The sequence below is a fragment of the Pseudophaeobacter sp. EL27 genome (genome assembly GCF_900313025.1).
GTDB lineage: Bacteria > Pseudomonadota > Alphaproteobacteria > Rhodobacterales > Rhodobacteraceae > Pseudophaeobacter.
This window is the reverse complement of sequence record NZ_OMPQ01000008.1, coordinates 638959-664605: the sequence shown is the minus strand read 5'-3', so window position 1 is coordinate 664605 and position 25647 is coordinate 638959. Positions and strand designations below refer to the sequence as shown.

20 protein-coding genes are annotated in these 25647 nt (G+C 60.1%); 7 read left to right on the top strand and 13 right to left on the bottom strand.

The genetic code is table 11. The annotated features are described in order from the left end of the window. Positions 1-19 precede the first annotated feature (19 nt). From ED661_RS07690 to ED661_RS07675, 4 genes are all read left to right on the top strand, one after another. Positions 20-1564, top strand: coding sequence for a BCCT family transporter (locus ED661_RS07690; protein WP_122073297.1), 1545 nt, complete (start codon positions 20-22; stop codon positions 1562-1564). A 106-nt stretch (positions 1565-1670) separates the two neighbouring features. Further along, positions 1671-3368, top strand: a complete 1698-nt coding sequence (locus ED661_RS07685) for a hypothetical protein (protein WP_122073296.1) — start codon at positions 1671-1673, stop codon at positions 3366-3368. A gap of 4 nt (positions 3369-3372) precedes the next feature. Beyond that, positions 3373-4020, top strand: a complete 648-nt coding sequence (locus ED661_RS07680) for a DUF3726 domain-containing protein (protein ID WP_122073295.1) — start codon at positions 3373-3375, stop codon at positions 4018-4020. A gap of 64 nt (positions 4021-4084) precedes the next feature. After that, the gene (locus tag ED661_RS07675; RefSeq protein WP_122073294.1) at positions 4085-5092 is read left to right on the top strand and encodes an Ldh family oxidoreductase; all 1008 of its coding nucleotides are present in this window, start codon (positions 4085-4087) and stop codon (positions 5090-5092) included. Positions 5093-5196: 104 nt separating this feature from the next. Here ED661_RS07675 and ED661_RS07670 read toward each other — a convergent pair whose 3' ends face one another. From ED661_RS07670 to ED661_RS07635, 8 genes are read right to left on the bottom strand one after another with little or no spacing between them, the layout of a single operon-like run. Further along, complete coding sequence (locus tag ED661_RS07670; RefSeq protein WP_122073293.1) at positions 5197-6090, bottom strand: FAD:protein FMN transferase; 894 nt, start codon at positions 6088-6090, stop codon at positions 5197-5199. Further along, positions 6087-6620 (bottom strand): nitrous oxide reductase accessory protein NosL, encoded by a 534-nt coding sequence (locus ED661_RS07665; RefSeq protein WP_174214165.1) that lies wholly within the window; start codon positions 6618-6620, stop codon positions 6087-6089. The genes ED661_RS07670 and ED661_RS07665 overlap by 4 nt, the downstream gene beginning before the upstream one ends. Continuing rightward, on the bottom strand, positions 6617-7435 hold the full coding sequence (locus tag ED661_RS07660) for an ABC transporter permease (protein ID WP_371412410.1): 819 nt from the start codon (positions 7433-7435) through the stop codon (positions 6617-6619). Before ED661_RS07660 ends, ED661_RS07665 begins: the two co-directional genes overlap by 4 nt. Continuing rightward, on the bottom strand, positions 7435-8343 hold the full coding sequence (locus ED661_RS07655; RefSeq protein ID WP_122073291.1) for an ABC transporter ATP-binding protein: 909 nt from the start codon (positions 8341-8343) through the stop codon (positions 7435-7437). The genes ED661_RS07660 and ED661_RS07655 overlap by 1 nt, the downstream gene beginning before the upstream one ends. Then, positions 8336-9595 (bottom strand): nitrous oxide reductase family maturation protein NosD, encoded by a 1260-nt coding sequence (locus tag ED661_RS07650; RefSeq protein ID WP_122073290.1) that lies wholly within the window; start codon positions 9593-9595, stop codon positions 8336-8338. Before ED661_RS07650 ends, ED661_RS07655 begins: the two co-directional genes overlap by 8 nt. A 1-nt stretch (position 9596) precedes the next feature. Beyond that, entirely contained in the window at positions 9597-11510 is a 1914-nt protein-coding gene (nosZ, locus tag ED661_RS07645; protein WP_122073289.1) for a TAT-dependent nitrous-oxide reductase, read from the bottom strand. 11 nt (positions 11511-11521) lie between these two features. Continuing rightward, the gene (locus tag ED661_RS07640; protein WP_122073288.1) at positions 11522-13711 is read right to left on the bottom strand and encodes a NosR/NirI family protein; all 2190 of its coding nucleotides are present in this window, start codon (positions 13709-13711) and stop codon (positions 11522-11524) included. Continuing rightward, entirely contained in the window at positions 13708-14100 is a 393-nt protein-coding gene (locus tag ED661_RS07635; RefSeq protein ID WP_162930072.1) for a hypothetical protein, read from the bottom strand. The genes ED661_RS07640 and ED661_RS07635 overlap by 4 nt, the downstream gene beginning before the upstream one ends. Before the next feature lie 439 nt (positions 14101-14539). Here ED661_RS07635 and ED661_RS07630 point away from each other — a divergent pair, with 439 nt between their 5' ends. Next, a complete protein-coding gene (locus ED661_RS07630) occupies positions 14540-15889 on the top strand; it encodes an efflux RND transporter periplasmic adaptor subunit (RefSeq protein ID WP_162930071.1) in 1350 nt (449 codons plus the stop codon). Position 15890: 1 nt separating this feature from the next. Next, a complete protein-coding gene (locus ED661_RS07625) occupies positions 15891-18995 on the top strand; it encodes an efflux RND transporter permease subunit (protein ID WP_162930070.1) in 3105 nt (1034 codons plus the stop codon). 57 nt (positions 18996-19052) lie between these two features. Here the strand turns inward: ED661_RS07625 and ED661_RS07620 are convergent, their stop codons facing one another. From ED661_RS07620 to ED661_RS07610, 3 genes are all read right to left on the bottom strand, one after another. Then, positions 19053-19520 (bottom strand): nuclear transport factor 2 family protein, encoded by a 468-nt coding sequence (locus ED661_RS07620; protein ID WP_122073284.1) that lies wholly within the window; start codon positions 19518-19520, stop codon positions 19053-19055. Between the two features lie 38 nt (positions 19521-19558). Continuing rightward, positions 19559-21679, bottom strand: coding sequence for a pyridoxamine 5'-phosphate oxidase family protein (locus ED661_RS07615; RefSeq protein WP_122073283.1), 2121 nt, complete (start codon positions 21677-21679; stop codon positions 19559-19561). Positions 21680-21787: 108 nt separating this feature from the next. Beyond that, entirely contained in the window at positions 21788-22414 is a 627-nt protein-coding gene (locus ED661_RS07610) for a glutathione S-transferase family protein (RefSeq protein WP_122073282.1), read from the bottom strand. A 191-nt stretch (positions 22415-22605) separates the two neighbouring features. On the opposite strand from ED661_RS07610, the gene ED661_RS07605 reads away from it, so the two are divergent. After that, positions 22606-23520: a LysR family transcriptional regulator gene (locus tag ED661_RS07605; protein ID WP_122073281.1), complete on the top strand. Its 915-nt coding sequence runs from the start codon at positions 22606-22608 to the stop codon at positions 23518-23520. An 11-nt stretch (positions 23521-23531) separates the two neighbouring features. Here the strand turns inward: ED661_RS07605 and nagA are convergent, their stop codons facing one another. Both nagA and ED661_RS07595 read right to left on the bottom strand, forming a co-directional pair. Continuing rightward, positions 23532-24695, bottom strand: a complete 1164-nt coding sequence (nagA, locus tag ED661_RS07600; protein WP_122073280.1) for an N-acetylglucosamine-6-phosphate deacetylase — start codon at positions 24693-24695, stop codon at positions 23532-23534. Then, positions 24692-25612 (bottom strand): BadF/BadG/BcrA/BcrD ATPase family protein, encoded by a 921-nt coding sequence (locus tag ED661_RS07595; RefSeq protein ID WP_122073279.1) that lies wholly within the window; start codon positions 25610-25612, stop codon positions 24692-24694. The genes nagA and ED661_RS07595 overlap by 4 nt, the downstream gene beginning before the upstream one ends. Positions 25613-25647 lie beyond the last annotated feature (35 nt).

Sequence of the window (25647 nt, the reverse complement as noted above, 5' to 3'; positions counted from 1 at the left end):
TTCCCGGGGAGGGAAAACTATGTCTGATACAACTAACGAAACCAAGGGACAGGAAGGCTCGGTCAACAAGCCGCTCTTTCTGATTTCCGGGGGCTTTATTGCCCTGTTCTGCGTGGCTGCGCTGGTCAATCTGGATGGGCTTTCGGCCATGGTTGACTGGGGCTTTAACTTTGCCGCGACCTATTTTGGCCTCTATTGGCAGGTGCTGCTGCTGGCGACATTCCTGATTGGTCTGGTGCTCTGCGTTCTGCCCGGTGGCCGTGCCATCATGGGTGGCCTGGCTGCGCCTGAGTTCACCCTGTTCCAGTGGGGCTCGATGATCATGTGTACCCTGCTTGCAGGTGGCGGCGTGTTTTGGGCGGCTGGTGAGCCGATTGCCCACTTCCTTTATTCGCCACCGCTTTATGGTGCCGAAGGTGGGACAGAGGCCGCAGTGAATCCGGCGATTGCCCAAAGCTTCATGCACTGGGGCTTCCTGGCCTGGGCCATCCTGGGCTCGCTCAGCACCGTGATGCTGATGCATTACCACTATGAAAAAGGCCTGCCACTGGCGCCACGTACCCTGCTGTACCCGGTGTTTGGCGACAAGGCGATCAACGGTCCCATCGGTTTGATTGCAGATGCGTCTTCGATCATCGCTGTGGTTGCCGGCACCGTGGGTCCCATCGGCTTCCTCGGCTTGCAGGTGAGCTATGGTCTCAATGATCTGTTTGGCATTCCCGATGTCTTTGTCACCCAGCTGCTGGTGATTGCTGGTCTGGCTGGGCTCTATACGATTTCGGCAATGACCGGCCTGTCCAAGGGCATTCAGCTTTTGTCCAAGGTCAACGTGATCCTGGCCGCTGCACTGCTGCTGTTTGTGCTGCTTGCTGGCCCAACCGGCTTTATCTTCAGCTCCTTCTTTGAGGGCTTTGCCACTTATCTGGGCAACTTCTTCCAGATGGCGCTGTTCCGTGGTGATGCCGGTGTGTTTGGCGAGCCTGGCTGGTTGAGCTGGTGGACCGTGTTCTTCTGGGGCTGGTTCATGGGCTATGGCCCGCTGATGGCGATGTTCATTGCCCGGGTGTCCCGCGGTCGTTCGATCCGCTCCATCATCATCATGCTGTCGATCATTGCCCCCATCGTGACCAACTTCTGGTTCACCATCATCGGCGGCACCGGCATCTCGATGGAACTGGCCGAGCCCGGCACCATCTCCAAGGCATTCGAGGGCTTCAACCTGCCCGCGGCGCTGCTGGCGATCACCAACAACCTGCCCATGGGCTTTATCATCTCCATCCTGTTCCTGATCCTGACCACCATCTTTGTGGCCACCACAGGGGATTCGATGAGCTACGTGATTTCCGCGACCATGAGCGAAGGTGACAACCCACCGACAGCCGTACGTGTCTTCTGGGGTATCGCAATGGGCGTCATGGCCGTGATCCTGATCTCGGTTGGTTCCGGTGGTGTCTCCAAGCTGCAAAGCTTCATCGTGGTGACCGCAGTGCCTGTTTCGCTGATCCTGCTGCCCTCGCTTTGGGATGCTCTGCGCATTACCCTGGCAAAAGGCAAAGAAGGCTGAAGTCAGACTTGAAAATTCCGGGTGGGCACTAACTGGTGCCCATCCGTTGCCTGCATCGGCAGGAAATGGAAACGCGCGAACACCCAGATTGTAAAGGCTCTCTAGTATGACCGAAGTCACCTGCCGCGACCCCAATTTGGTGATGCGCCTTGCCCGCCTTGGTTCCATCCACCAATCACGCCTCTCCTTTATGCGTATCCTGACCCGCCGCATGGCACGTGAAGGATGGCGTTTTGAACAAACCGCCTTTGAGATCAATGACCAGGGCGTTGGTCATGCGGTTTACACCGCCTATGGCCCGGAACGCGCCTATTCTCTGATTGCCTATGCCCATGATCTGCCAGCCGAAAAACGCTCGGACCGGGTCATTGCTGATGCTTGGGATGCGACCTTTACCCTATTTGACGGTATTCCGTCTGCCGCCGATATCGAGCGCCTGTCGCATAATATCCCGGTACAGGAAGCGGGCCGTGTCAATGGCACTGAGTTGTCAGTTTCGCGCGCCAACCGCTCTGTGCGTCTGTGGGAACATGTGGTGAGCGCGCTTGCGGCTGGGGATCAGCCCGATGCAGCCCAAATCGATGCCGTTGGCTACCTGATGCGCACCACTGCCGTCTATGGTTCTGGCAAACTGGGTGCGGCGGATCGCGAAATGATCGCCGATCGTCCTGAATTCCGTGTGCCGTTCCAGGTCGAGATGCTTTCGGTCTATCTGACCCGCTGGTTCGTGCGCGATCTGGTACAGTATATGGCAGATACCCGCGCCAAGGCGCAGGGGGCCAGTGCTGCCCAACTGGACGCCGATCTGGCGCGCAGCATGGGCATTGGCAACTCCACCGGCCTCGGCATGGCGCCGTTCCTGTTGAATCACCCGGTGCTGTTCAGCAACTGGGTCCAGGTTCGTGAAACCGCGCTGCAGCGTGTGCGCGGCGTTGCCTCAGCCAGCGCCGAAGAGATCGCTGTTTTCAACGATATCTTTGCCCGCAACAAACAATCGGTTGCCAACTGGCATTCCGAACACCCGGTCCAGCTGGAGAAGCTGGCGGCCCTACAGGCTGACGTTGATCTGATCAGCGCCAAACTGGAAGATGAAGGCCTGGCGCAGAGCTCCCCCTGGGAGAGTCTCTATCAGTGGAGCACGCAGTCGCTGACCGTTGAGGGTCAGGAATGGCTGGTCTCACTGATGCTGGAGCCCTATGGCGATCTGGTGGATGATCTGGCGGATGAAATGTCGGCGGATAACACCGCCACCTTCCGTATTGCCGGCGCCATGACCGTCGCGCGTCTGCGCGAAGTCCTACAGGATGTCTACGGCTGGGCGCTCAAGACCGACTGGACCCTTGCGGCCAACAAGGCCCGCGCCTGGTATGTTTCGGAAGAAAAGCTGGAGCCGCGTCTGGGTGAACGCTTTGAAGAGCCGATCGAGGAATATGAGCAGCCATTGGCACCGGGGCGCGATGCCACCCAGCTCTTTGCTGCCTTGGCCCATTGGCCAGATGAGACTCCCGTCGCCGAATTCCTGCTGCGCCACCCCGAGCACCGCCACTCGGTGCGCCGGGCTCAGATTGCCAATCGCGCGCCTTATGCTGAGATCCGTGACAACACGATCTCCGAGGATGTGCTGCCAATCGACATGCTGCGCTGCAAGCTGGCATTCTTTGGGGCGATGCATTTCGACCCCCGTTCGGACCGTTGGGTCCGGATCTGCATGTATGGAAACGCGCCCTATCCAGAAGAGCTGTCGGCACGGGACGGCGATTTCTGGGTCTATCCAGATGCCCAGTCAGTTGCGAAGGAGGGCTAAAGTGATGAGCCATTCATTGAACGAAATCGAAGCCATGAGCAAACGCGCCGCCCGCGGCGCTGGTCTGGCCTGGGGCCTTGCAGAAGAGGCCGCAAAGGGCACGCGCTGGCTTTCGGCCTTCAGCTTTCCCGGCACCGAGATGCTGGAAGGCCTGCTGACGCTGAATGACCGTCTGCCTGCGGTGGATTTCTCACCTGCGACCCTGACTGGTCGATGGTCGGCCCCTGCTGGCCGGATGAGCCCGCTGATTGCTGGTGCCGCGATGAGCGACTGCGCCATCCGCATGGAGGCCGGTCAGGTGATCGAGATGGAAAACGTCTCATTCCCCTTGCTGGTGGTGCCTTTTGCGGGCGGTGCTGCGCTGCGCCTTGGCGTGCCGGTTTCCGTCTCCTGGGAAGGCGTCAAACTCACCACTGACGGTCAGCGCCTCTGTGTGCAGGGGGAACGCGATGCCATTCTGACCAGGCATACGACACAGCTCAGCTGTGCGGCCCCTGCGGCGATGACCGGCCAGAGCGAGCCAGTCATGCGTGCCGATGTGGATGAGGCGGCCTGGGCGAAACTGGGTGAATTTGCCCATCGCACCTATGCGCCGGCGACTGAAAGCTCGCGTCTGCTGGGGGCCGGTGCTGGTCTCAGCGACAACGATTGACGTGAACTGCAGGGGCGCAGCCTGCGCCCCTCGTTCCAAAACTGTAAGAAGAGGAAACCTCCAGATGTCCGCCACTGAAACTCTCACCCTAGGTGAAATCGAAACCCTCGCCTATGACGCCCTGGTGGCGGCGGGCACTGCGCCCGAAAGCGCCCGTCCCCTGGCCGTGGCAACCGCCATGACCGAGGCCGACGGTGTTGCTTCGCACGGTCTCGCCTATGTGCCGATTTATGCCGGCCACGTTGACTGTGGCAAGGTAGACGGCAAGGCCGTGCCGGTGCTGAGCCAACCGCGCCCCGGCGTTGTCGCCGTTGATGCGGCCACCGGTTTTGCCCATGCGGCCATCGACAAGGGGTTTGAGACCCTGATCCCGATGGCACGCGAGCAGGGTGTTGCGGTTTTGGCGGTGAAGAACTCCTATAACTGCGGCGTCTTGGGTGTGCATACTCAGCGTCTGGCACAGGCGGGTCTCTTGGGCTTTGGTTTCACCAATGCGCCAGCCTCCATCGCGCCTTCAGGTGGGGCCAAGCCTGTTCTGGGCACCAACCCGATCTCCATCGCGGCGCCCGGCGCGGATGGCGAAGCCCTGGTGTTGATCGACCAATCCGCCAGCACCATCGCGAAAAGCGAAGTGATGAAGCACTCCCGCGAAGGCAAAGCCGTGCCCGAGGGCTGGGTGCTGGACGTGGATGGCAACCCAACCACCGACCCCGATGCGGGCCTCAAGGGCTCGATGGTGCCTTCGGGTGGCTATAAGGGTGTTGGTATTGCACTGATGGTTGAGATGATGGCCTCCGCCATGACCGGTGCCTCCCTCGGGACTGAGGCCAGCCCTTTCTCTGGCCCTGTGGGTGGTCCACCCAAAACTGGCCAGTTCTTCATTGCCATTGATCCCGGTGCGACCTCTGCGGGCAGCTTTGCCGAGCGTATCTCGACGCTGGTGGCTTCGATCCGCGATCAGGATGGCGGGCGTCTGCCCGGCGATGGCCGTGCCAAGGCCCGCGCTCGTGCCGCAACCGAAGGTGTCGCTGTGAACTCGGCAACCTTGGAGAAGGTGCGCGCGCTTTTGTAAAGCCAGGCAATGTTTTAGCCTGACCGAGTCGCGTCATGATCCAAAGAAAACGCCCCACAGACCGGATGGTTTGTGGGGCGTTTTTGTCTCAAACTTAGGTTGGGTCAGGCGAGGTATTCCAGCTTTGCCCCGGCAAACTGACCAATGACAGCAGGCGCTGCCGCTTCAGGCAGGAGGCAGAGAGCGGTGGAGAGCCCGTCCGCCAATGCGGCCCGTGGTGCACTTACCGAGATCAGGCGCGTCTGTGTTGCACCATGTCCTGTCCTTGGATCAAGAATATGGCTTTTCCCCTTGCCAACCAAGGTCCCCGCCGCTGCCGATGTCGCCAGGGCGCGATCTGACAGGGTGAGTTTTGCACGCAGATCTCCGTCAGGTGCAGCAACGCCGACCTGCCAGTCAGTGCCATCTGGGCGCTGGCCCAGGGCCGCCACTTCCCCCATATCCAAGAGCACGTCCTTTAGACCCGCACTGCGCAACAGATCAGCAATTCGATCGGTGATATAGCCCTGCGCGATACCATTGAGTGTAAGCGCCATGCCAGGGCGCATCAGGCGTACCTCTGCACTGTTAAAACGGACATGCTGCCAGCCGATGGCGGCTTGGCTGTCCTGACCAAGTGCCAATGCCTGCCAGAGCGGCTGCACCGTTGGATCAAAGGCCCCGTCACTGGCACCGTTGAGGCTGGCGGAAAGGCTGAGCACGTCCAGCAGCTCGGGCGCCGGGGCGGCAAGTTCACCATTGGTATTGAGATGGGTCACCTGCGAGCCGGGATGAAACAGGCTGAAGATCTTCTCCAACCGCAAGAGCTCGGCCTCGACGCGGGCAAACAGCGGCGCGGCGCTGTGCTGCTCCATGCCGGAAATCACCATATGGGCCGGGGCCCCCATGGCGCGGCCCTGCCACTTTGCGGTTGTGTGAGTGGTGGCGATGGCAGGGCCAGCCGCGACTGTTGCGGCACAAATGCTGAGAAAGCGGCGACGGGAGAGGCGCGCAGTCATGAGGGGGTCTCCAGTTGTTGGTCCAGATCCACCGGACCCAGAGCGGTCTCGGCGGGGATATCCGCAAGAGAGGTGACAAAGCCGCCATAGCGTGCAGCAAATTTTTCGGCGTCAGCGGTACTGGCAAAGGGCACGATCTCGGGCGCTCCCATGCCACCGGCCACATTGCTGTCGATGACAAAAAAGGCGTCCGTGGCTGCGATCCAATTGTCGGTGCCGGGTTCGGCCCAGCTGGGGGCCACGCCCATGTCGCTGACATAGATGGCGGTGATATCGGCGTCACGTTCGGGACCTTTGAGATAGGCCACCAAGTCACGCACCTGGGCAAAGAACAGCGGCGCCGGGAAACCCTCCAGATGGATTTGCCCCTTGGGGCCGCCATGTTCGGCGATATTCATCTGGCAAAAGTAGCTGAGCGCAACTTCGGTCAGCTCAACCGGGACTGGCGGCAGTTTGGCCTCTTCTTCCTGGCAGGCGGCCAGCGGCAGGGCGAGGGCTGCAAGCAGCGGCAGCAGGGCAAGGCGTGTCATGGTTCTACCTTTCGAAAGGCGGCGCGGGCGAGGGCAAAGCCCATCAATGGCCAGGCCAGCAGTGACAGCGGCGCTGCCCAGGCAGGCAGGTTGGCGGCGGCTCCGGCCATGCCGCTGGTCAAAGCCACGCTTTCAGAAGCCGCGATGTTCCACAGGCGGAAGGCATCTGCCGGATTGGCGACCATCACCCAGGGAAACAGGCTCTGGGTAAAGGTGCCGTCGCCGTCCATCACCACGGCGCCAAGCAGGGCCAGATCAAAGAGCACCACAAAAACCAGCCAAAGCCCGGCCGAGAGACCGGCAGCGGCCGTGGTGCTACCCGCAAAAGCGGAGATCGCATAGCCCAGCACCAAAAAGGCGGCGCCGAGAAGGATCGAAGTCAGCACCAGCCGGGCTAGGGCCATCAGGCTTTCAGTGCCTGCACCCCCAAACCAGGCGGCAATGGCACCAGCGGCACCAAAGCCGATGCCCATGGCAATGCTCAGCGCCACAACATGGGCAAGGAATTTGCCGGCCAGAATCTCACCACGCCCGGCAGGGTAGGTCAGCAGCAGCGCCAGCGAGCCCCGGTCACGATCACCCGAGATGGCGTCAAACCCCATCATCAGGGCCAGAAGGGGGGCAAGATAAACCGACAGGGTCGTCATCGAGGCCACGGAGACGGTGAGCATATCAACCCCCAGTGTGCCGGTGGGGGCAGAGCCCGCAAAGGACAGTGCCAGGGCAAAGGCCAACATGATCAGCGTGGCCATAAAGATCCAGCGATTGCGCCGCAGGATCAGCATCTCACTGCGGAAAATGGCGAGGATACGCATCAGTTCAGCTCCTCTTGTGAATAATGGCGGTAGAGATCTTCCAGCCGCGGCGGCACCATGTCGACATCGACCACCACATCCCCCAGAGCTGTAATGCGGCGCAGCTCGGCCATCTTGTCCTGTGGTGCGCAGAGGATCTCGACCGAGGCCCCGTTGATGCGGCGCCCGCCGGTCTGTTGGGCAATGTGATCTGCCTCGGAGGCCTGGGCTTTGACCCGCAGTTTTACCGGCAAGCCTGCTTTGGCCGAGAGATCCGCCAGCGTGTCATCGGCAACCTTGACGCCCTTGCGCAGGATGGCGATGCGGTCAGTGCGGGCCTCGACCTCGGTCAGCGCATGGCTGGCGATCAGCACGGCGGTGCCATTGCCTGCCAGCTCATCAATGATGGCATAGAGATCCTGCCGCGAGATCGGGTCGAGCCCGCTTGTGGGCTCATCCAGCAATGCCAGTTTGGGGCGGCCCAGTAGAACCTGCGCCAGGCCCAGACGTTGCCGCATGCCCTTGGAATAGGCGCCAATGCGGCGGTCCATGGCCTCGCCCAATCCAACCCGCTTGAGCAGGCCGGGAATGTCGGCTTTCTCGCCAATCAGCCGCGCAAAGGTGGTGAGTTGTTCCCGTCCGGTCAGGGCCGGGTGAAAGCTCACGGCTTCGGGCAGGAATGCCGTATCGGCGCGCGCCGCCGCACTGCCGGGCTGGGCACCACAGATGCGGATGCTGCCGCCCTCAGCTTGGATAAGGCCCAGAACCGATTTGATCAGTGTCGATTTACCTGCCCCGTTGTGACCCAAAAGCGCCAGGCGTTCACCAGCTTTCACGCTCAGATCAACCCCGTGCAACACCTGGGTCTTGCCGCGAAACTTGTCGAGGCCAGAAATCACCAGAACCGGGTTGTGGTCTGTTTTATCCATTGTCTTCAACCTTGTTGGCGACCGCGGGTTTCTCCGGTCGCATCAGGGGGTTGCTGTCGATCACGCCACCAGGAAGCAGCGCGGGAAAGGTTGATTGCGACCAGCGCACCAATTGCACGGCAGGCGAGCCCATCAGCATCTTGGCGGCGGGTTGGGTCCAGAGCACGTGGTCCATGCTGTCGTTGGGGCGATAGGGCGCATCACCGATGCCATCGCCATCAACGTCAAAGCCGGCATTGTCGGACCAGTAGTTGCCGCGGCCCTCTTCGGACCATTCAACCCATTTGGAGGCGACATATTTCACCTGATGGCGGTTGCCGACAAAGGCATTTCCGACCATGCGGTTGCCCTCGCTGCCAGCGGTGAAATGAATGCCGATGCCGCAGCCCTGGAACCAATTGTCGGAGAAATCGTTCTTGTGGGAATTATAGAGGAAAGTGCATTTGTTCTTGGCACTTTTGACGAAATTGCCGCGAATGACACTTCGGTTGGTGTAGTTCAGCATGACGCCGTGATCGCGGTCATTCAGCGAGACATTGTCGGTGACCTTGACGCGGGTGGAGAACATCACCGCATAGCCCAGGTGGTTGCCGATAGAGACATTGCCCGAAACCTCGGAATTGTCGGCATACATGTAGTGGACGGCAAAGCGCAGGTCGCGGAACAGGTTGTCGCGGAAAAAATTGCGCTTGGAGGAATTCACAAAGATGCCGTCGCGGCCCCAACGAATGTCGTTGCCCTCTACCACTGCGCCCGGTGCGTTCCAGACATAGACGCCATTGCCGCGTTTGTTCATATGGCGATCCTGGCGACCCTCGATGGTATTGCCAGAGACCAGCGCGTCGCGGGCACCGTGGATGTCGATGCCGTAGAGGTTGCCCAGTAGGGTATTGTCACGGATCACTGGCGCTTTGGCGGTTTTGGTCAGTTGGATACCGCTGTCGATGGTGCCGTGATCTGAGCCAGAGCCTTGAACGGTGAGGCCCTGCACAAAAACGCCGGGGCCAGTCACGGTGATGGTGCTGCCGGTATTGCCACCATCAATGGTGGCATGGCCCTGACCGTTCAGTGTGACGGGACGATCGAGGGTCAGGTTTTCAAAATAGGTGCCAGGCGCCAGATGGAGGGTATCCCCATCTGCCGCCTGGTTTAGCGCATCAGCGATGGCTCCCGCTTGATTGGGCACCTGCCAATCGGCGGCGCTTACGCCACCACCAATCAACAGAGCTGCTGTGAGCAGGAGCCAGCGCATCTTAGGCTCCCCGAGGCTCAACAAACATCCGGCCGCGCATCTCCATGTGCAGCGCGTGGCAGAACCACTGGCAGTAGTACCAGTGCACACCAGGGCGTTCCGCGATGAAGGTCACCGAGGCAGTCGCCTGAGGCCCGATCTCCATTGCGACACCAAAGTTGGCCATGCAGAAGCCGTGGGTCAGATCGTCGATGTCATCCAGGTTGGTGACAATGACGGTGACCTCGTCGCCCTGTTTGACGGTGAAGCTCTCGAGGCTGAAGTTCGGCGCCTGGCTCGACATGTAGACGCGCACCTTGTTGCCATCACGGATGATGGTGTCCTGGTAGTCGTCGAGATCAACACCGTCTGCCTCGGCCTGAACACGGGCATCGGCCCATGTTGGGTCATTCCGATCCCAAACATTCACCGGGTTCACCTTGGAGCGATGAACGATGATGCTGTCGTGGGGCTCGGCAAAGGTTGGACCATCGTGGACCACCTTCATCTTGTCGCCAGAGATGTCGATCAGCTGCTCGTTTTCAGGCTTCAGCGGACCCACGTTCAGGAAGCGATCTTTCGAGAACTTGTTCATAGAAATCAGCCATTTGCCATCGGCCTCGGCGGTTTCACCCATGGAAGTCGAGTTGTGGCCAGGCTGGTAGTGCACGTCGATCTTTTCAAGAATCGGATCGGCGTCGCCACCGGCGTAGGCTTCGATCGCTTTGGCGATGTCCCATTTCACCACCTGGCTGTCGAGGAACAGGGTGGTATAGGCCCGGCCCTTGTTGTCAAAGGCGGTGTGAAGTGGGCCAAGACCCAGCTCTGGCTCTGCCACGATGGCCGAACGTGGATCGGCGTTGTCGTTGAACAGGGCGTCCAGCTTTTCGACGTCAATCACCGAAACTGTGGGCGACAGCTTGCCGTTGATCATGATGTGACGCTTGTCTGGTGCGGCGTTCACACCATGGGGCGAGTTGGGGATCGGGATGTAGCGGGTCAGGTTGCCGCCCGCGCCCTTGCGACCGTCTACAACCTTGGCGCCTTTCAGCTCCTGGTAGTTGCCAGCTGCGATGGCCTCTTCGATAGCTTTGATGTTGAAGACAACAACGTGGTCCATCTCGTTCTCGGTCATCTCGGCCAGGTTCATACCCATTTCCGAGTTGTAGGAGGTCGAGAAGGCGTATTTGCCCTGATAGTCACAATCGGTGTTGTCGAGGTTGCCGGAAACGATCACCTGCCAAGCCACTTCCATCTCGTCGCCGTCGATGGCGGTGAAGATGTTCACGTACTGGGACGGGTCGTCCAGCACTTTGCCGTCGTTGACCAGCGGTGCTTCGTGCTCACCATTGGCAAAGACATAGCCGGTACGGGGGAATTTCTGCGGACGCAGACCGTGAATGTCATGGGCGTTGGGGATCTCGATGATCTTGTCGCATTTCATCACGTCGCCACGCACACGGGCTACACGGGTGTTGGCCTTGTCGTTCATGAACAGGAAGCGGCCGTCATAAACACCATCGGTGAAGGACATGTGCGGGTGGTGCAAATCGCCGTTGTCATAGGTGACCTTGCCATTGGCCGCGAGGAATTCCTTGGTCTCGGGCAGCAGGCCCTCGGTCAGGACTTTCAGCGATTCATTGGTCTGGCCCCAACCGGTGGCGGAGCAGCGGTTGAACACGGGCACCCGCATGAATTCGCGCATGGATGGCACGCCAAGGATGCGCAGCTCGCCGGTCTGACCCGAGGACCAGAAGCCGTAGTATTCATCCAGCTCACCGGGGGCCAGGCTGGCCTCGTTGCCGGCTGCTTTGGCGGGGCTAGCGCTCATCATCGAGGTGCCAACACCGGTGGCGGCAAGGGCGGCGCCGGTGGCGGTGGCCCCGAGCAGACCACGGCGGGTGACGTTGAGGTTTGTTTTCTCTTCTTCAGACATGGTGTCCTCCTTTAGGAAACAGGTGTCTTGTTCGCGTTGGGATGATTGGCCGGGGGGTGGCCAATGTTCAGTTTGGGACCGGGGGTGCCGGTCTTGGCGCGGCGTTTGATCTGTTTGATCACCACCGGGCATTTGGTTTCCGATTGGTACAGAACCTGACAGTGCAGGCAGTTGACGCACTCATTGGGGTTGATTTCGCCAGTCGGGTGAATGGCCTGGACAGGGCATTCATTCGAGCAGGTCTGACAGGGGCTGCCGCATTCCTTATAGCGTTTCAGCCAGTCAAACATGCGGATCCGCGCGGGGATCGCCAGCGCACCACCCAGCGGGCAGAGGTAGCGACAGTAGAAGCGCTCGACGAACAGCCCAGCCAGCAGCAGGATCAGAGCAAAGACGACAAAGGGCCAGTCGCGCACGAATTTCAGAATGATCGCGGTCTTGAAGGGTTCCACTTCGGCATAGGTTTCCGCCAGCGGCATCGACACCATGGAGAGCCCAAATAATCCGAGGAAGATCATGTATTTCAGCGGCCAGAGGCGCTCATGCAGGCCCCAGGGCAGGGTCCACTGCGGCACCTTGAGGGCACGCGCCAGCTTGTTGGTCAGCTCCTGCAGCGCACCAAAGGGACAGAGCCAGCCGCAATAGGCACCACGGCCCCAGAACAGCAGCGCGGCGGCGATGGCGAACCACTGGATGAACACCAACGGATCCATCAGGAAAGCGTCCCAGGTGAAACCCGACCGCAGACTACCCACCAGAGCCATCAGATTGACCACCGAGAGCTGTGCATTGGCATACCAGCCCAGGAAGACCAGAGTGAAACTCAGATAGCCGATACGGAACCAGTAGAAGGCGCGGGCATTCATGGTGGCCTGGAACTGGAAGAAGAACACCGCAGTCAGCACCAGAAGCATGGCACCGAGCACGGCAATCTCAACCTGTTTGTCACGCCAGATCCGCTGCCACAGTGCTGATTTTGCGGCGGCCTCATCACTGGCGCTGTCAATCACCACAGCGGCAGGCAGGGGCAGCAGGTATTGTTCGGGCAGCTTGTATCCCAGATCAAAGGTCAGGAATGTCTTGTCGATGGCGCCAACCACGCGCTGGGCCAGCAGTTGGATGCGGAAGGGCTCGGCTGGGTTGAACTCGGAATTTGCCGGGATCTTGAAGATGTCCAGCTCGGTAAAACTGGGGCTGTCATCCGTTGCCAGCGCGCCCAGGCGGCGCTGTTGCTTGTCAAAGAAGCGCACCGAATTGTCACCTTGAATCAACTGGATGCGATCAAAGATCCCCCCGCGGACATAGCCCGAGCCCTTGAAGCTATAGGCGCCACGGCCCAGCAGCAGGATGGCCTCTTCGCCCTCTTCCAGCCATTCGGTCAAATTCTTGTATTCGGCTTCGCCCAGCAGGCTCAGACCGATTGAGGGCACCGAGATCAAGGCCACATGCATGTCGATATAGGTGTCGTCAGGCGCACCCGGCTCGGGGCGTTTGATGGCACGGGCATCGCCGGTTTCTTCAAAGGCGGCGTTGATCTGGCCGATATCCAGGGTCATGCGGCGGGTGGAGCCGTCACCTGCCATGGTGTGCCAGTCATAGGCCTCTCGCTGGGCCATATCGACTTCGCGCTTGGGGCCATCTGCCACATTGGGCGACAGACCACCCAGTCCCAAAGCGCGCGAAACCTTGATGCCGCCGCGTACCAGAGAGTCGTCGATGATCATGATGGTCACGGTGGCACCCGAGATAATGTCGAGATCATGCGCTTCGCCACCAGTTGCCGCCTCGGCCTTGAGGTCAAGCCCGGTGTAGCTTTCGGTCAGAGCGACCATCTTGGAGTTGGGAATACCGATCAGCACGATGGGTTCAGAGTGTTTGACCAGTTTGACACCGGTCAGCACCGCGTCGGTATCAATGCCAGCAACCACATGAATGGGTTTGCCGGAATACCCGGTGGTGCCGACAAAATCCGAGGTCAGGAAGGCATAGCCAAGGGTCTCACCCGCCTTGAGGATCGGCGCGACGGGAACGTCCGCACGGATCGGGCCAAAGGCATCAGCACCGGGGTAGAGATCATCTGGTGTGAGGTCAGTGAGGAACGAGGCGAGGTTGTCTGCCTGGGCCGGGCTCGGGGCTGCAAGGGCCGCGAGAGAAATCATCAGGGCTGTGATCCAGCCACAAAGGGTGCGCGTTAGTCTCACGACGCCTCCCCCTTAAATTGAGTGGTCGTCATGGACGCGCCGCATGCGCGTTTCATATTAAATGTGGTCAGGCGCGGAGGGCCCCTGCCGTCATGCCAGAACTGCGCCGGATTTGACGCTTCTGCATTGGGGTGCATATGGCCTGTGCCTGCTGTCGCAAGGACCAGAGTTGCAAAGGCTGCCGAAGTGGTCCGGAACTGTCCGTTTTGTGCAATGCACATCAGGCATTTGTCACAATCGGGGCAGTCTTTGTCCTGGTGTTCATCTTCGTCCAGCGTGATTTGTACTTCGATGGCACCAAATTCACTACAGATTTCGATCCAGGTCGCCGGGGTTTCGGCCTTGCCGAGACTCGGAAACAGCAGTTGTACGACCAACATCAAGGCCACACCATAGCCTGCAAGGCGGCGAAAAAATCCGCTGCAAAACAGGAAAATATGGTGAGAACTATGGGTCATCAATCGCCAGATTCGTTGCTAGAACTGCGGCGACCCTAACGGGAGCTATGCTCGCGAAGTTTGCTCTGCAACAAAGAAGACGTGTTTCCTGTATCGGCGCTTCAATATTCTAAGTATCGAATTTGATGTTAAAATAATTTGCCAAAGATGGGTGTAATTGCGGCCTTCAAGTTGAGGGCTGGCAGAAAGAGTTCCTTGAATTGGAATAGGATTTTAGATGAGGCAGGGTTCAGCCGGAGTGCGTTTGCCGGTTGAGTTCTCCCAAAGGAAAAAGTCAAACTACCTGCGACGGAAACCATATGGTTTTACGTTTATGTCTCATGGCCCTTTTTCTTGGGCAGCTCTTGAGCCCGTTACAAAGGTAGCCGCAATGAACCTTCGCCCTTTTCTTGTCTTGCCCCCGCTTGCCGTGGGCATTCTGGGTTTTGTCTGGATGACCTCTCGTCCGGAACCACAGGTGAGCACACCACCAGAGGCCGAATTGGCGGTGCGGGTTCAGCCAGTGGTGCGTCGGGAGATCATCGCCAGCGCCGAGGGCTTTGGCCGGGTCGAAGCGGAGCATAGCTGGACGGCAATTTCCGAGGTCGAGGGCCGCGTTCTCGCAGTATCTAGTGGGTTAAATACGGGCAGCATCGTCGGGGCGGGCACCATTCTGGTTGAGATCGACCAGACGGATAATGAGCTGTCACGGCAAAAGACACTGGCCAATATATCCGCGGTCGAGGCCGACCTGGCCGAGCTGGCCCGCGAGGAAGAAAACGCTGAGCGGCTGCTTTTGGTCGAGCAACGCATTTTCAAGGTGGCCGAGGCCGAACTGGCACGGGTGAAATCCTTGCTGGAGCGCGGGGCGGGCACCCAGGCCACGGTTGATACCGCAGAAAAATCCTATCTGGCGCAGCAGACTTCGGTGACCAATCTCACCAATACCCTGTCGCTTTTCCCAGCCAAGCGGGATGCGTTGCTGGCCACGCAGGCGGTGCGTCAGGCGGAATTGGCAGAGGCCGACCGGGCGCTGGAGAAATCGACTATCACGGCACCATTCCGGGGCCGGGTGGCCAGCAAGAGTATCGAGGTCGGGCAGTTTGTCAGAACTGGTGATACGCTGTTGTCCCTGGACAGCACCGCCGCGGCTGAGGTGACGGCCGAGGTGCAGCCTAGCAGCTTTGGTCCAGTTGTCTTTTCTGGTCCGAAGAACACGTTTTTGCAAAGCAGCAGTTTTGACACCAGTCAATTCATCGAGGCCCTGCAGCGCGCCGGGGTGAGCGCCCATGTGGAGCTGCCGACGCTGGAGCAATTTGCCCCCTGGGAGGCCGAAGTTGTGCGCCTGCGTGGTACAATGGACGCAGATACCGGCACCATGGGGATCGTGGTCAGGGTCGCGGATCCGCTGGTGGCGCAACAGGGGCTGCGCCGTCCGCCCTTGCATACCGGCAGCTTTGTCCGTGTGGTTTTCTCCAGCGCACCGAGGCCGGATAGTATCGCGGTGCCGCGCCACGCCCTGCATGTGAGCGATGAGGGAAAGCCCTTTGTCTATCTGGCGGATAAGGATGATCGACTGGCCATCCGTGAGGTGGTGCCTGGTGAGGTGGTCGGCGGCGATGTGATCATCCAGTCTGGTCTGAGTGGCGGCGAGACGCTGGTTCTGGGCCTGCCCAGCCCCCCAGTTGCGGGCATGAAACTTGCGCCGGTGCCTGTTGCTGCTGCGGCTGAAGGGAATTGAAATGATCCCCTTTTTTGTTCGCCACCCGGTTGCCTCCAACCTGATCATGGCGCTGCTTTGTATCCTGGGTGTTGGTGTTCTCAGCAATCTGGAGCGCGAGACCTTCCCCGAGTTCACGGCCTCTACCGTGGCGGCCCGTGTGGTCTACCCCGGTGCTTCGGCGCGGGATGTGGATGAGGAAATCTGTACACCGTTGGAAGCGGCCCTCATCGGCACCTCTGGAATGACCGAGCTGACCTGCCTTTCGGTTGATGGTGTGGCAACGGCCACCGCCGAGTTGGAGGAGGGCGGCGATCTGACCTTGTTCTTCAACGATGTCTTTTCGGCGGTGTCGAGCATCAATGATTTCCCCACCGACGCCGAAACCCCCACGGTGGAAATTCAGGCGCGCAGCGATCTGGTTGCCCTGGTGGCGGTTTCGGGGATTTCTGGAAAACAGGGGCTGATCGAATACGCCGACCAGCTGGCGGACAGATTGCGGGGATTGCCCGGCGTTGCCGAAATCACTGTTTCGGGCATTACCGATCGCGAGTTGCAGGTGGTGTTTGATCAGGGGGCGCTGCACCGGTTTGGCCTGTCGCCGCGCAATATCGTTGATGCCATCAAGGCCCGAAGCCTGAGCCAACCGCTTGGCAGTGCTGATCTGGCAGAAAACAGTCTGGTGCTGCGCTACGCCGACACCCGGCGCTCGGTTGCCGATCTTGAAGACCTGATCGTTTTGCAAAACACATCCGGTAGCTTTGTCCGGCTACGCGATCTGGCCGAAGTCCGGATGATGGATACCGATGAAAACATCGCCTCATACATAGATGGCGATCAGGCTGCGATCATTTCGGTTTCCAAATCCAAGAACACCGACAGTATTCGGGTGTTTGAGGAGGTCGAAAAGGTCTTGAGTGCCGAACGGGCGGCCTATCCGGATCCGTTTCGGATTACCGTGACCAACAATATGACCGAACTGGTCGAAGAACGTCTGAACTTGATTAGCGAGAATATCGCGGTTGGGCTGGTTCTGGTGTTTTTCACCATGTGGCTGTTCTTTTCCCTGAAGGAAGCCCTGTGGATTTCAGCGGCTCTGCCGGTGTCCTTTTTAGGCACATTGTTTGTCATGAGCCTGCTGGGCATCACCATCAATATGATCACTCTGGTGGCGCTGCTGATGGCGGTTGGGCTGATCATGGATGATTCCATTGTTATTGCGGAAAACATCGACAAATGGCGCGCCCGGGTCGGTCCTGCTGAGGCCGCCGCGCGGGGGGCGCTGGAGGTTCTGCCTGGTGTCTCCTCGTCCTTTCTGACAACCGCCTGCGTGTTTGGTCCCCTGCTGTTCCTGGCTGGCGACATGGGGCAGATCCTGCGGTTTATCCCGTTGGTGCTGCTGATCACCCTGGCGATTTCGCTGTTTGAAGGCTTTTTCATCCTGCCGCACCACCTGAGCCATGGTAAACCGGGGAAACCAGAGGTTCATAAACCCCGTCTGGCGGAACGTGGGCTGGAATGGGTAAAAGAGCGCTGCGTGCTCCCCGTTGTGACTTGGCTGGTGTCCTGGCGCTATCTGACGATGGGCTCGGTTTTTGCGGTTCTGATCCTGTCGATCAGCCTTATCGCCTCTGGCTCGGTCAAGATGATCGGTTTTCCTTCCACCGAAAGCGACACTCTGACAATCCGCTTCTCGCTGACCTCCGGGATCAACCGGGACCGCACGGTTGCGACGGTTGATCAGGTGCTGGAAGGCCTGCGGCAGGTGGATGAGGATCTGACTCCACATACCGAGGGCGGCGCCCCCTTGGTGGAGCGGGTTCTGGTCCAATATGCGGTCAATTCTGAGGTCTATGACAACGGATCCAACACCGCCACGATCACCGTGGATCTGCTCACCAGCTCTGCCCGCAATGTCACGGCTGATGCGGTGCTCGAGGCCTGGCGCGCGGCTGCAGGGCCAATCCCCGATCTGGTTCAGTCTTCGTTTTCGCAGTCTGAGATGGGCCCTGGGGGCTTTGATCTGGATGTTGAACTCACAGGGTATGACCTGGAAGAGCTAGAGGCGGCCTCGACGGAGCTGCGCAATAACTTGCTGGCGCGGTCCGACGTGGTTGAGGCCTTTCAGGATTTCTATGGTGGCCGACAGGAGGTGCAGCTGACGCTGAATGAATATGGCTACCTCGTCGGGTTGACACCCCAGGTGGTTTCGGACCAGTTGCGCAGCGCCTTTGAGGGCACTGAGACCGATAGCTTCCGCTCAAACCAGTCCGATATGGCAGTGCGGGTCAAACTGGATGATACGGTGGCCAATCTGGTCGAATTGGAGCGCTTCCCTATCCTGGTGGGTGATGGCAAGCTGGTGGCGCTGTCGACGGTGGCCGAGATGACCCTGTCGCAGGGCTATCCGACGATCACCCGTAAAAACGGCAAGGCGCTGGCACGCATTCGCGGCAAGATCGACAATGCCACTGTGACCTCGGCGCAGATTTCCGCAGTGATCACGCAGGAGCTGGGCCCGGAGCTGCAAAAGAGCTTTCCCGGTGTAGAGATTGGCATCTCCGGCGCTTCGGCTGAACAGGCTGAATCGCAGTCTTCCATGATGAAGCTGCTGCTGCTGGGACTTGTCGGGGTTTATATGGTTTTGGCCTTTCAGTTCAGGTCCTATTCGCTGCCGGTTGTGGTGATGTTGTCGATCCCCTTTGCGCTGGTTGGGACCATTCTGGGCCATTGGGGGATGGGAATGGATATCTCGATGCCCAGCCTGATTGGCTTTGCCTCACTGGCCGGGATTGTCGTCAACAATGCGATCCTGTTTTTGACATTTTTCCAAACTCACCTGAAGGGGGATGACTATGTCGCCGCTTCTCTGAATGCGGTGCGGGCCCGTTTCCGGCCGATCCTGCTGTCGACCTCAACCACCATTGCCGGGCTGGTGCCGATCCTGTTTGAGGCCAGCCCGCAGGTACAGACTCTGGTGCCTGTCGTGGTCTCGGTGGCCTTTGGTCTCTTGGCCTCAATGGTTCTAGTGCTGCTTGTGCTGCCGGCCCTGATCGCGGTCTATTTTGACATGGTGGATGTGCGCAAATGGGTGGATCAGTTCCAGCGCAGCGAGAATGTGCTTTGAGCACTTGATCCGCATAGAGGAGCGACAGCTTTCTTGAAAGTGTCGCTCCTTGTCCTTTCAGAGCCCCAGATCTGACAGGCCGGGGTGGTCATCGGGGCGACGCCCCAGCGCCCAGTGGAACTTGCGCTCTGCTTCCTGGATGGGCAGGTCATTGATGCAGGCAAAGCGGTTCTGCATCAAGCCGTTTTCGGCAAACTCCCAGTTTTCATTGCCATAAGAGCGATACCAGTTGCCGCTGTCATCGTGCCATTCATAGGCATAGCGCACTGCAATGCGGTTTTCGGTAAAGGCCCAGAGCTCCTTGATCAGGCGGTAGTCCAGCTCGCGGATCCATTTGGCCTCGAGAAAGGCCTGGGCTTCGGCGCGGTTGCTGACAAAAGTTGCGCGGTTGCGCCATTTGGTGTCCGGCGTATAGGCCAGCGCCACCTTGGCGGCATCGCGGCTGTTCCAGCCATCTTCAGCCAGGCGCACCTTTTGGATGGCGCTGTCACGGGTAAAGGGCGGCAGAGGTGGGCGGGTTTCCATAGGGAGGCTCCTTTTGTTCAAATGAGAAGTTGAAGGGGTTAGATGTCGAGAATTATGGGGGCACTGTCTTTGGCGGGGCGGGCGCAGCACAGCAGGGCTTCACCCGCGTCCACTTCCGCTGCGGGAGGGCTGCGATAACTGACGCTGCCTTGGGAGAGTTTGGTCGCGCAACTGCCACAGGATCCCGATCGGCAACTGAAACTGGGCGTCAGCCCCTGGGCCTCTGCCAGCTCCAGCAAGGAGCCGTCTTTTGCGCTCCACGGGGCAGCGGCCTCAAGGCTGGCAAAGCGGACTTCGGCGGCCTTGGCTTCATCTTTGGCGGGTTGATCCGCAGGCTGGGAGGGGGCGGAGGTGTCGGCGGTGCGAGTCAGGGCGGCGGGGCCAAAACTCTCGGCATAGATCCGGGCGTCCCGCACACCGAGGCGGCGCAGGCTGTCATAGATCCCCTGCATGAAGGGGGGCGGGCCGCAGAGGAAAAAATCATAGTCATCCAGGGCCAGCACCTGCCGCAGGGTGTCATCGGAGATATGCCCGGTGCCGTTGTAGTCCACTCCGGGTTTTTCACCCTCAGCCGCGTTGCTGATGATGGACAGGTAACGGATCTGGCCCTCGGTTGCCTGCTGCATGGCGCGGAAGGCATCCGCAAAGGCACGTTGGGCACTGTCGCGGCTGGCATGCAAGACGGTTAGCGGGCGCAGATGTCGGGTGCGCAGCCCTTCGCGCATCACATGGTTGGCCATGGAAATCATCGGTGTGATGCCGACCCCTCCCGCCAAGAGCACCGCCGGGCGGGTCTCTGCAGGATCAATATAGAAAGAGCCGCGCGGCGCCTTCACCTCAAGTATATCGCCCGGTGTGATCTGGTCATGCAGCAGTCGCGACATCTCGCCCTGTTCTTCGCGTTTGACCGAGATCCGGTAGTAGGGCTCGCCGGGTGCAGAAGAGACGGTGTAGCTTCGGCTCAGCACTTGCCCTGTCGCCTGCCCAGAGGGCGGGGTTTGGGATCTGGCGCGCAGGGTGAGAAACTGACCCGCCTCAAAGGGCAGCAGGGGGGCTGCATCAGCAGGCTCCAGATAAAAAGAGCGAATGACCGCGCTTTCCTGCTCAACCCGGGCGACCCGAAAACGGCGCCAGGCATTGCGGCCATCTTCCTGTTTGGCGCGTGCGCTGCTCTCTGCCCAGGTATCTGCCATCAGTGAGTTCGGGGAGAAGGCGCCGAGTTTTGCGCGAAACGGCAAGGCATCGCGCAGCCAAAGCCCATGGTCCAGGGTAAAGCGCCACCCCCGGTCAGCGCCGTGGAAGCCGCGAATTTCCGGTGCATCCTTTGACAGCAGCTCGGTGGTGCCGGTGAGCATCAACAATGTGCCGGTTGCAAAATCGGGAAACACCAGCCCGGCCTTGGGGTTGAGCAGGAAATTCCCAAAGGTATTGAAGTGGTTGTTGCCGGGGAAATCGGGAATGATCAGGCTATTGCCATCGATCTGTACAAAACCAGGCCGCCCGCCGCGATGCGAGACATCGACCCCTTCATTGGTGGGATTGTCACGCGCTTCGACTGCGCTGGCGACAAAAAAGACATCTGCCGATCCGATCTTTCTGCGGGCCTCCGCGTCCAACTCGGTGAAGCGCGGCGAAGCCTGCGCCGAGGTACTGTCGGTGGGATCGCGCAGAAAGGTGATGTCACGATGCTGGATATACTGCGGGCAATTGCCAAAGGACTGATCCACACGCAGCTGGATCTGGGCCTCCCCCAGCGTTGCGACACGGCCGTTCATCCGGTTGCGGCGGCGACTGTGCAGCTCAATCCCAAGCAGCCCGAGCGGCGTCTCAGGGCGCAGGGCGCTGCGCACTGGATCTGCCTGTGCGGCGTTCAAAGCGATGTCCAGGTGGCGATTGTCCGGGCTATGGGCAAAACCCGGAGCACCTGGAAACAGACTGGCCCAGGGCCAACCCTCGGCGTCTACAGCCCCCACCACCACAAAGGGCAGCTGGGCAAAAAACGCCCGGTGTTGATCCGGCATAAAGGGACGGATCACCTTGCGGCCAAACTTCTCCATCATCTCGCGGCTGCCGTTTTCGCTTTGCAATTGCTGCTCCCCGGCATGGAAGGGGGAGGCATTTTGGCTGTCGTCAAGCGGGGCGGGGATGGCGGGGGACATGGCGGACCTCATCACGGGTAAAGACGGAAAGGGGGCGGAGGATAGACTGCAAGGGAGGGGTTTCCGGCGCGCGCGTGACGCCCCGGAACCTGTCGTGAGTGGGCAGAATCAGGCGGCAGCGCGCAGGCCAACAGGGGTGACTGGCATTGGCTTAAAGCCTTTCAGGCCCTCAACATTGCTCAGCAGGCGGCGCACATTCGCGTAGGGCTCAAGTGAGATGCCGCCTTCGGGGGCATGAGCCACATAAGAGTAGATCGCCACATCCGCGATTGTAGGCGTGGTGCCAACCAGAAAGTCACGTCCCGCGAGGTGGGCGTCCAGCTTGCCTAGCACACGCTCAGCCACGGTCTTGCAGAATTCCGCATCAAGCGGCGCGTTGAAGACATTGATCAGCCGCGCTGCTGCGGGACCAAAGGCGACTTCGCCTGCGGCCAGGGTCAGGAACTTCTGCACCTCGGCCTCGGCCACAGGATCGCTGGGCAGATAGGCAGGGGCGTATTTGCGGGCGAGATAAACCAGGATGGCGTTGGCATCGCTGATCACAGCTTCACCGTCTTCGATCACCGGCACCTGACCGGCAGGGTTCAGCGCCAGAAAGGCCTCGCCCTTTTGTTCGCCGCTGGCGAGATCAACGTTGATCACCTCATGAGCGATGCCCGCCAGGCTGGCAAAAAGTTCAACCCGGTGCGCGTGACCGGAAAGAGGGAAGCTGTGGATACGCAGAGTATTGGACATTGGATGTTCCTCAGAGATTTACCGCTGGTGCGGTGGGAGTGGGAAGCAGCTGATGAGAGCCGCCGTTTCGATGAGGAAGAAATACATTCAGAACGTAGGGGTGATAATACACCCATTTGTGGAGTGAGTATGTACGTATTGGGGATAATGAGATATCCTGATCAGGTGAGGTACGGGCCAAGGAACAGGCGATGGACACGTTAGATTGTATGCGGACCTTTGTTGCGGTTGCGGCGCAGCACTCCTTTACCGCGGGCGCGCGCCAGATCGGCATCAGCACCAAACTGGCCAGCAAATATGTGGCCCGGCTGGAAGAACGGCTGGGCGCGCAGCTGTTTAACCGCACCACACGGTCGGTCACCCTGACCGATACCGGCCAGGCCTATCTGGAGCGCTGCCTGCCTTTGCTGGATCAGATCGACGAGATGGAGGGGGTCATACAGGAGCGCCAATCCGAGCTGGGTGGCCCTATCCGGCTCACAGCCCCCACCGGATTTGGCAGCCGCGAGCTGGTCCAGGCGGTGACGCCGTTTCAGCAAAGCCACCCGAAGGTGCAGATCGAAATGCTGTTGTCGGACTACCACGCACCCATCGTTGAAGAGGGCATTGATCTGGCCATTCGTTTTGGCAAGCTGCAGGATTCGACTCTGGTGGCGCGCAAACTCTGCGACATGCGCCTGGTGGTTGTGGCCGCGCCGGACTACCTGCAACGACATGGTGAGCCGGGGCACCCAAAGGCACTGGCGACCCATAACTGTCTTATGCTGCAATCCTCGGCGCAGCCGGAAACCTGGCGGTTTCAGGATAAGGATAAGGATAAGGTCACGTCGGTTCTGGTGAACGGCAGTTTCCGCGCCAATTCCCCGCGCGCGGTTGCCCATATGGCGGCCGGAGGACAGGGCATTGCCCGCTGTCCCTATTATACCGTGAAACCCTTTATCGACGCCGGACGCCTGCAGCTGCTTTTTGCGGATCGCGAAGACAAGCCGCTGCCGCTCTATGTGGTCTATCCGCCCAGCCGCCACCTGACGGCGCGCATTCGCGCCTTGATCGAACATCTGGCCAAGTGGTTTCAATCAACCGAGCAAAATCTCTGGGCACCCTAACAGAGCGCCTGCTAGAGCGAGATCTCACAGAGTGGCGCCGCTGTGCTCAGGTCGCTTCGGATACGAATGAAATCGAGCTCATCCATGCCAAGCGCGGTGCTGTCTTGTGGCCATTGACCGATCACCTGCCGGGGGGTGGTGACAGCGGCCGTTAGGGCCTCTTGCAGGGAAATATCGCACTGGGTCACCAGCACCCGCAGCGCGGTGGTGAGGTCAAGGTCAGCCCCCGCCAGGGTGCCGTCCTCCAGGGTGAGACGCCCGTCCCCTCGCAGGATCTGGCGGCCTTCCAGTTCAAAGGAGGAGATATCGCTGCCTGCCGGGGCCATGGCGTCGCTCACTAGATAGATTTTACCTTCGGGGCTGGGACGACACATTTTGGCAGCCCAGGCGGCACGCATCGCCGCAGGATGTACATGAATGCCATCGGCAATCAGCCCGGCGTTTAGATTGGGAGCGCTCAGCGCGGCCCCGACCAGGCCGGGAGCACGATGGTTCAGCGGGCTCATGGCGTTGAACAGATGGGTGACACAGGAGACGCCGGCCTCGGCATACTCCATGGCCTGTTCACAGGGGGCATCGCTATGTCCAAGCGACAGGACCACCCCGGCCGCACGCAGGGCTCTGATTTGATCCAGACTGGTGTTTTCCGGCGCCAGGGTCACCATCAGAACGGGCAGCGCCTTGGCAGCTGCAAGCAGCATATCCAGATCAGCCGCGCTCATCTGACGGATCAGTGCAGCGTCATGGGCGCCTTTGCGGCTCTGGGCCAGATGGGGGCCTTCCAGATGCAGCCCGGCAATGCCGGGCACCCCAGACCTGAGCGCCTTAAGGGTGGCGTCGATGACCTGCGCAGTCTTTTGAGGGGTGTCAGTGATCAAGGTCGGCAGGATCTGCACCGCGCCCAGCCGCCTGTGGGCCTTGGCGATACGCGCAAGACCGTCGCAGTTGGGCTCAGCGTTCAGCATGATGCCATCGCCGCCATTGACCTGCAGATCCAGATAACCGGGGCTGAGGATGTCGCCGTCAAGGTCGACATAGTGCTCCTGCGCTGTGGCGGAAGTGTCTGGCAAGAGACTGACCAGCTTGCCTGCCTCAAACCGGGCGATCCTGCCCTGGTGCAGGCTTTGGCCATCAAAGATCGGGCCGCCACCGTAGAGAATGGGAGGTTTGTTCATTGATCTGTCCTGATAGGGGGCGGTGCCTCAGTCTGTGCGATGGTCTGGGCCTTGGTGGCAAAGTCCCGCGCCAGGGCAAGCGCTCCGGACAAAGGATCGCCCTGGGGGGGCTGCAGATCGTCTTGCATCTGGCAGGGCAGATAGGCGCGATACTCAGGGGCCAGACCGCCCGTCAGGCAGAGCGCTTGCCCGGGGGTCCAGCCAATTCGTGGCAGGATCTCGCTAATGTAGTGGGCGCCTTGTCGCATCAAGTCCATGGCCAGGGCATCGCCTGCGCTGGCATGGCGGGTGACATCTCTGGCCAAGGCGCCAAACTCCATCGGGCTGGCCTGGGCGGCAAAGGCGACAATCTGCGCGGAATTTGAAAACCGGCTCAACAGGGTGGCGCTCAAAGGTGAGGCGGGCTCCAGACCGTCGATGACATTCAGGGTGCGGGCCAGGGCCAGGCGCCCCAGCCACTGGGCTGAGGCCTGATCCCCAAGATGCTGACCCCAGCCGCCAATGATGCGGCGCTCCCCCTTGATTTGACTGGCCAGGAAGGATCCGGTGCCACAATGGGAAATGGCGCCTTCGGCGTTGCCAAGCGCCCCACGCAGGGCTGCGGGCCTGTCGTCTTCGATGTGGGTCCGGGTGAGGGGCAGGTGCTGCGCAAGGCGCTGGGCAATGTCAGAGCTGACAACACCGGCGAGCCCAACAAACGCGGGGACTTCGGTCAGTTGCGCCAGCGGCAGGTTGGCTTTGTGACTTAACTGTTCCAGCCCCAAACGGATCTGCACAAGCGTTTCGTCAAAATCACTGGAGGCATTGGCAGGCCCGCTTTCCACCACGAGGATCTCACCGGCGCGTTCCAGCGCGATGCGGCATCGGGTACCGCCGCCATCAATGGCCAGGAGTGCTGAGGGAGGTCTCTGTGTCATGGATTCAGGTATAAGTGTCTGTCTCCAAGGGAGCC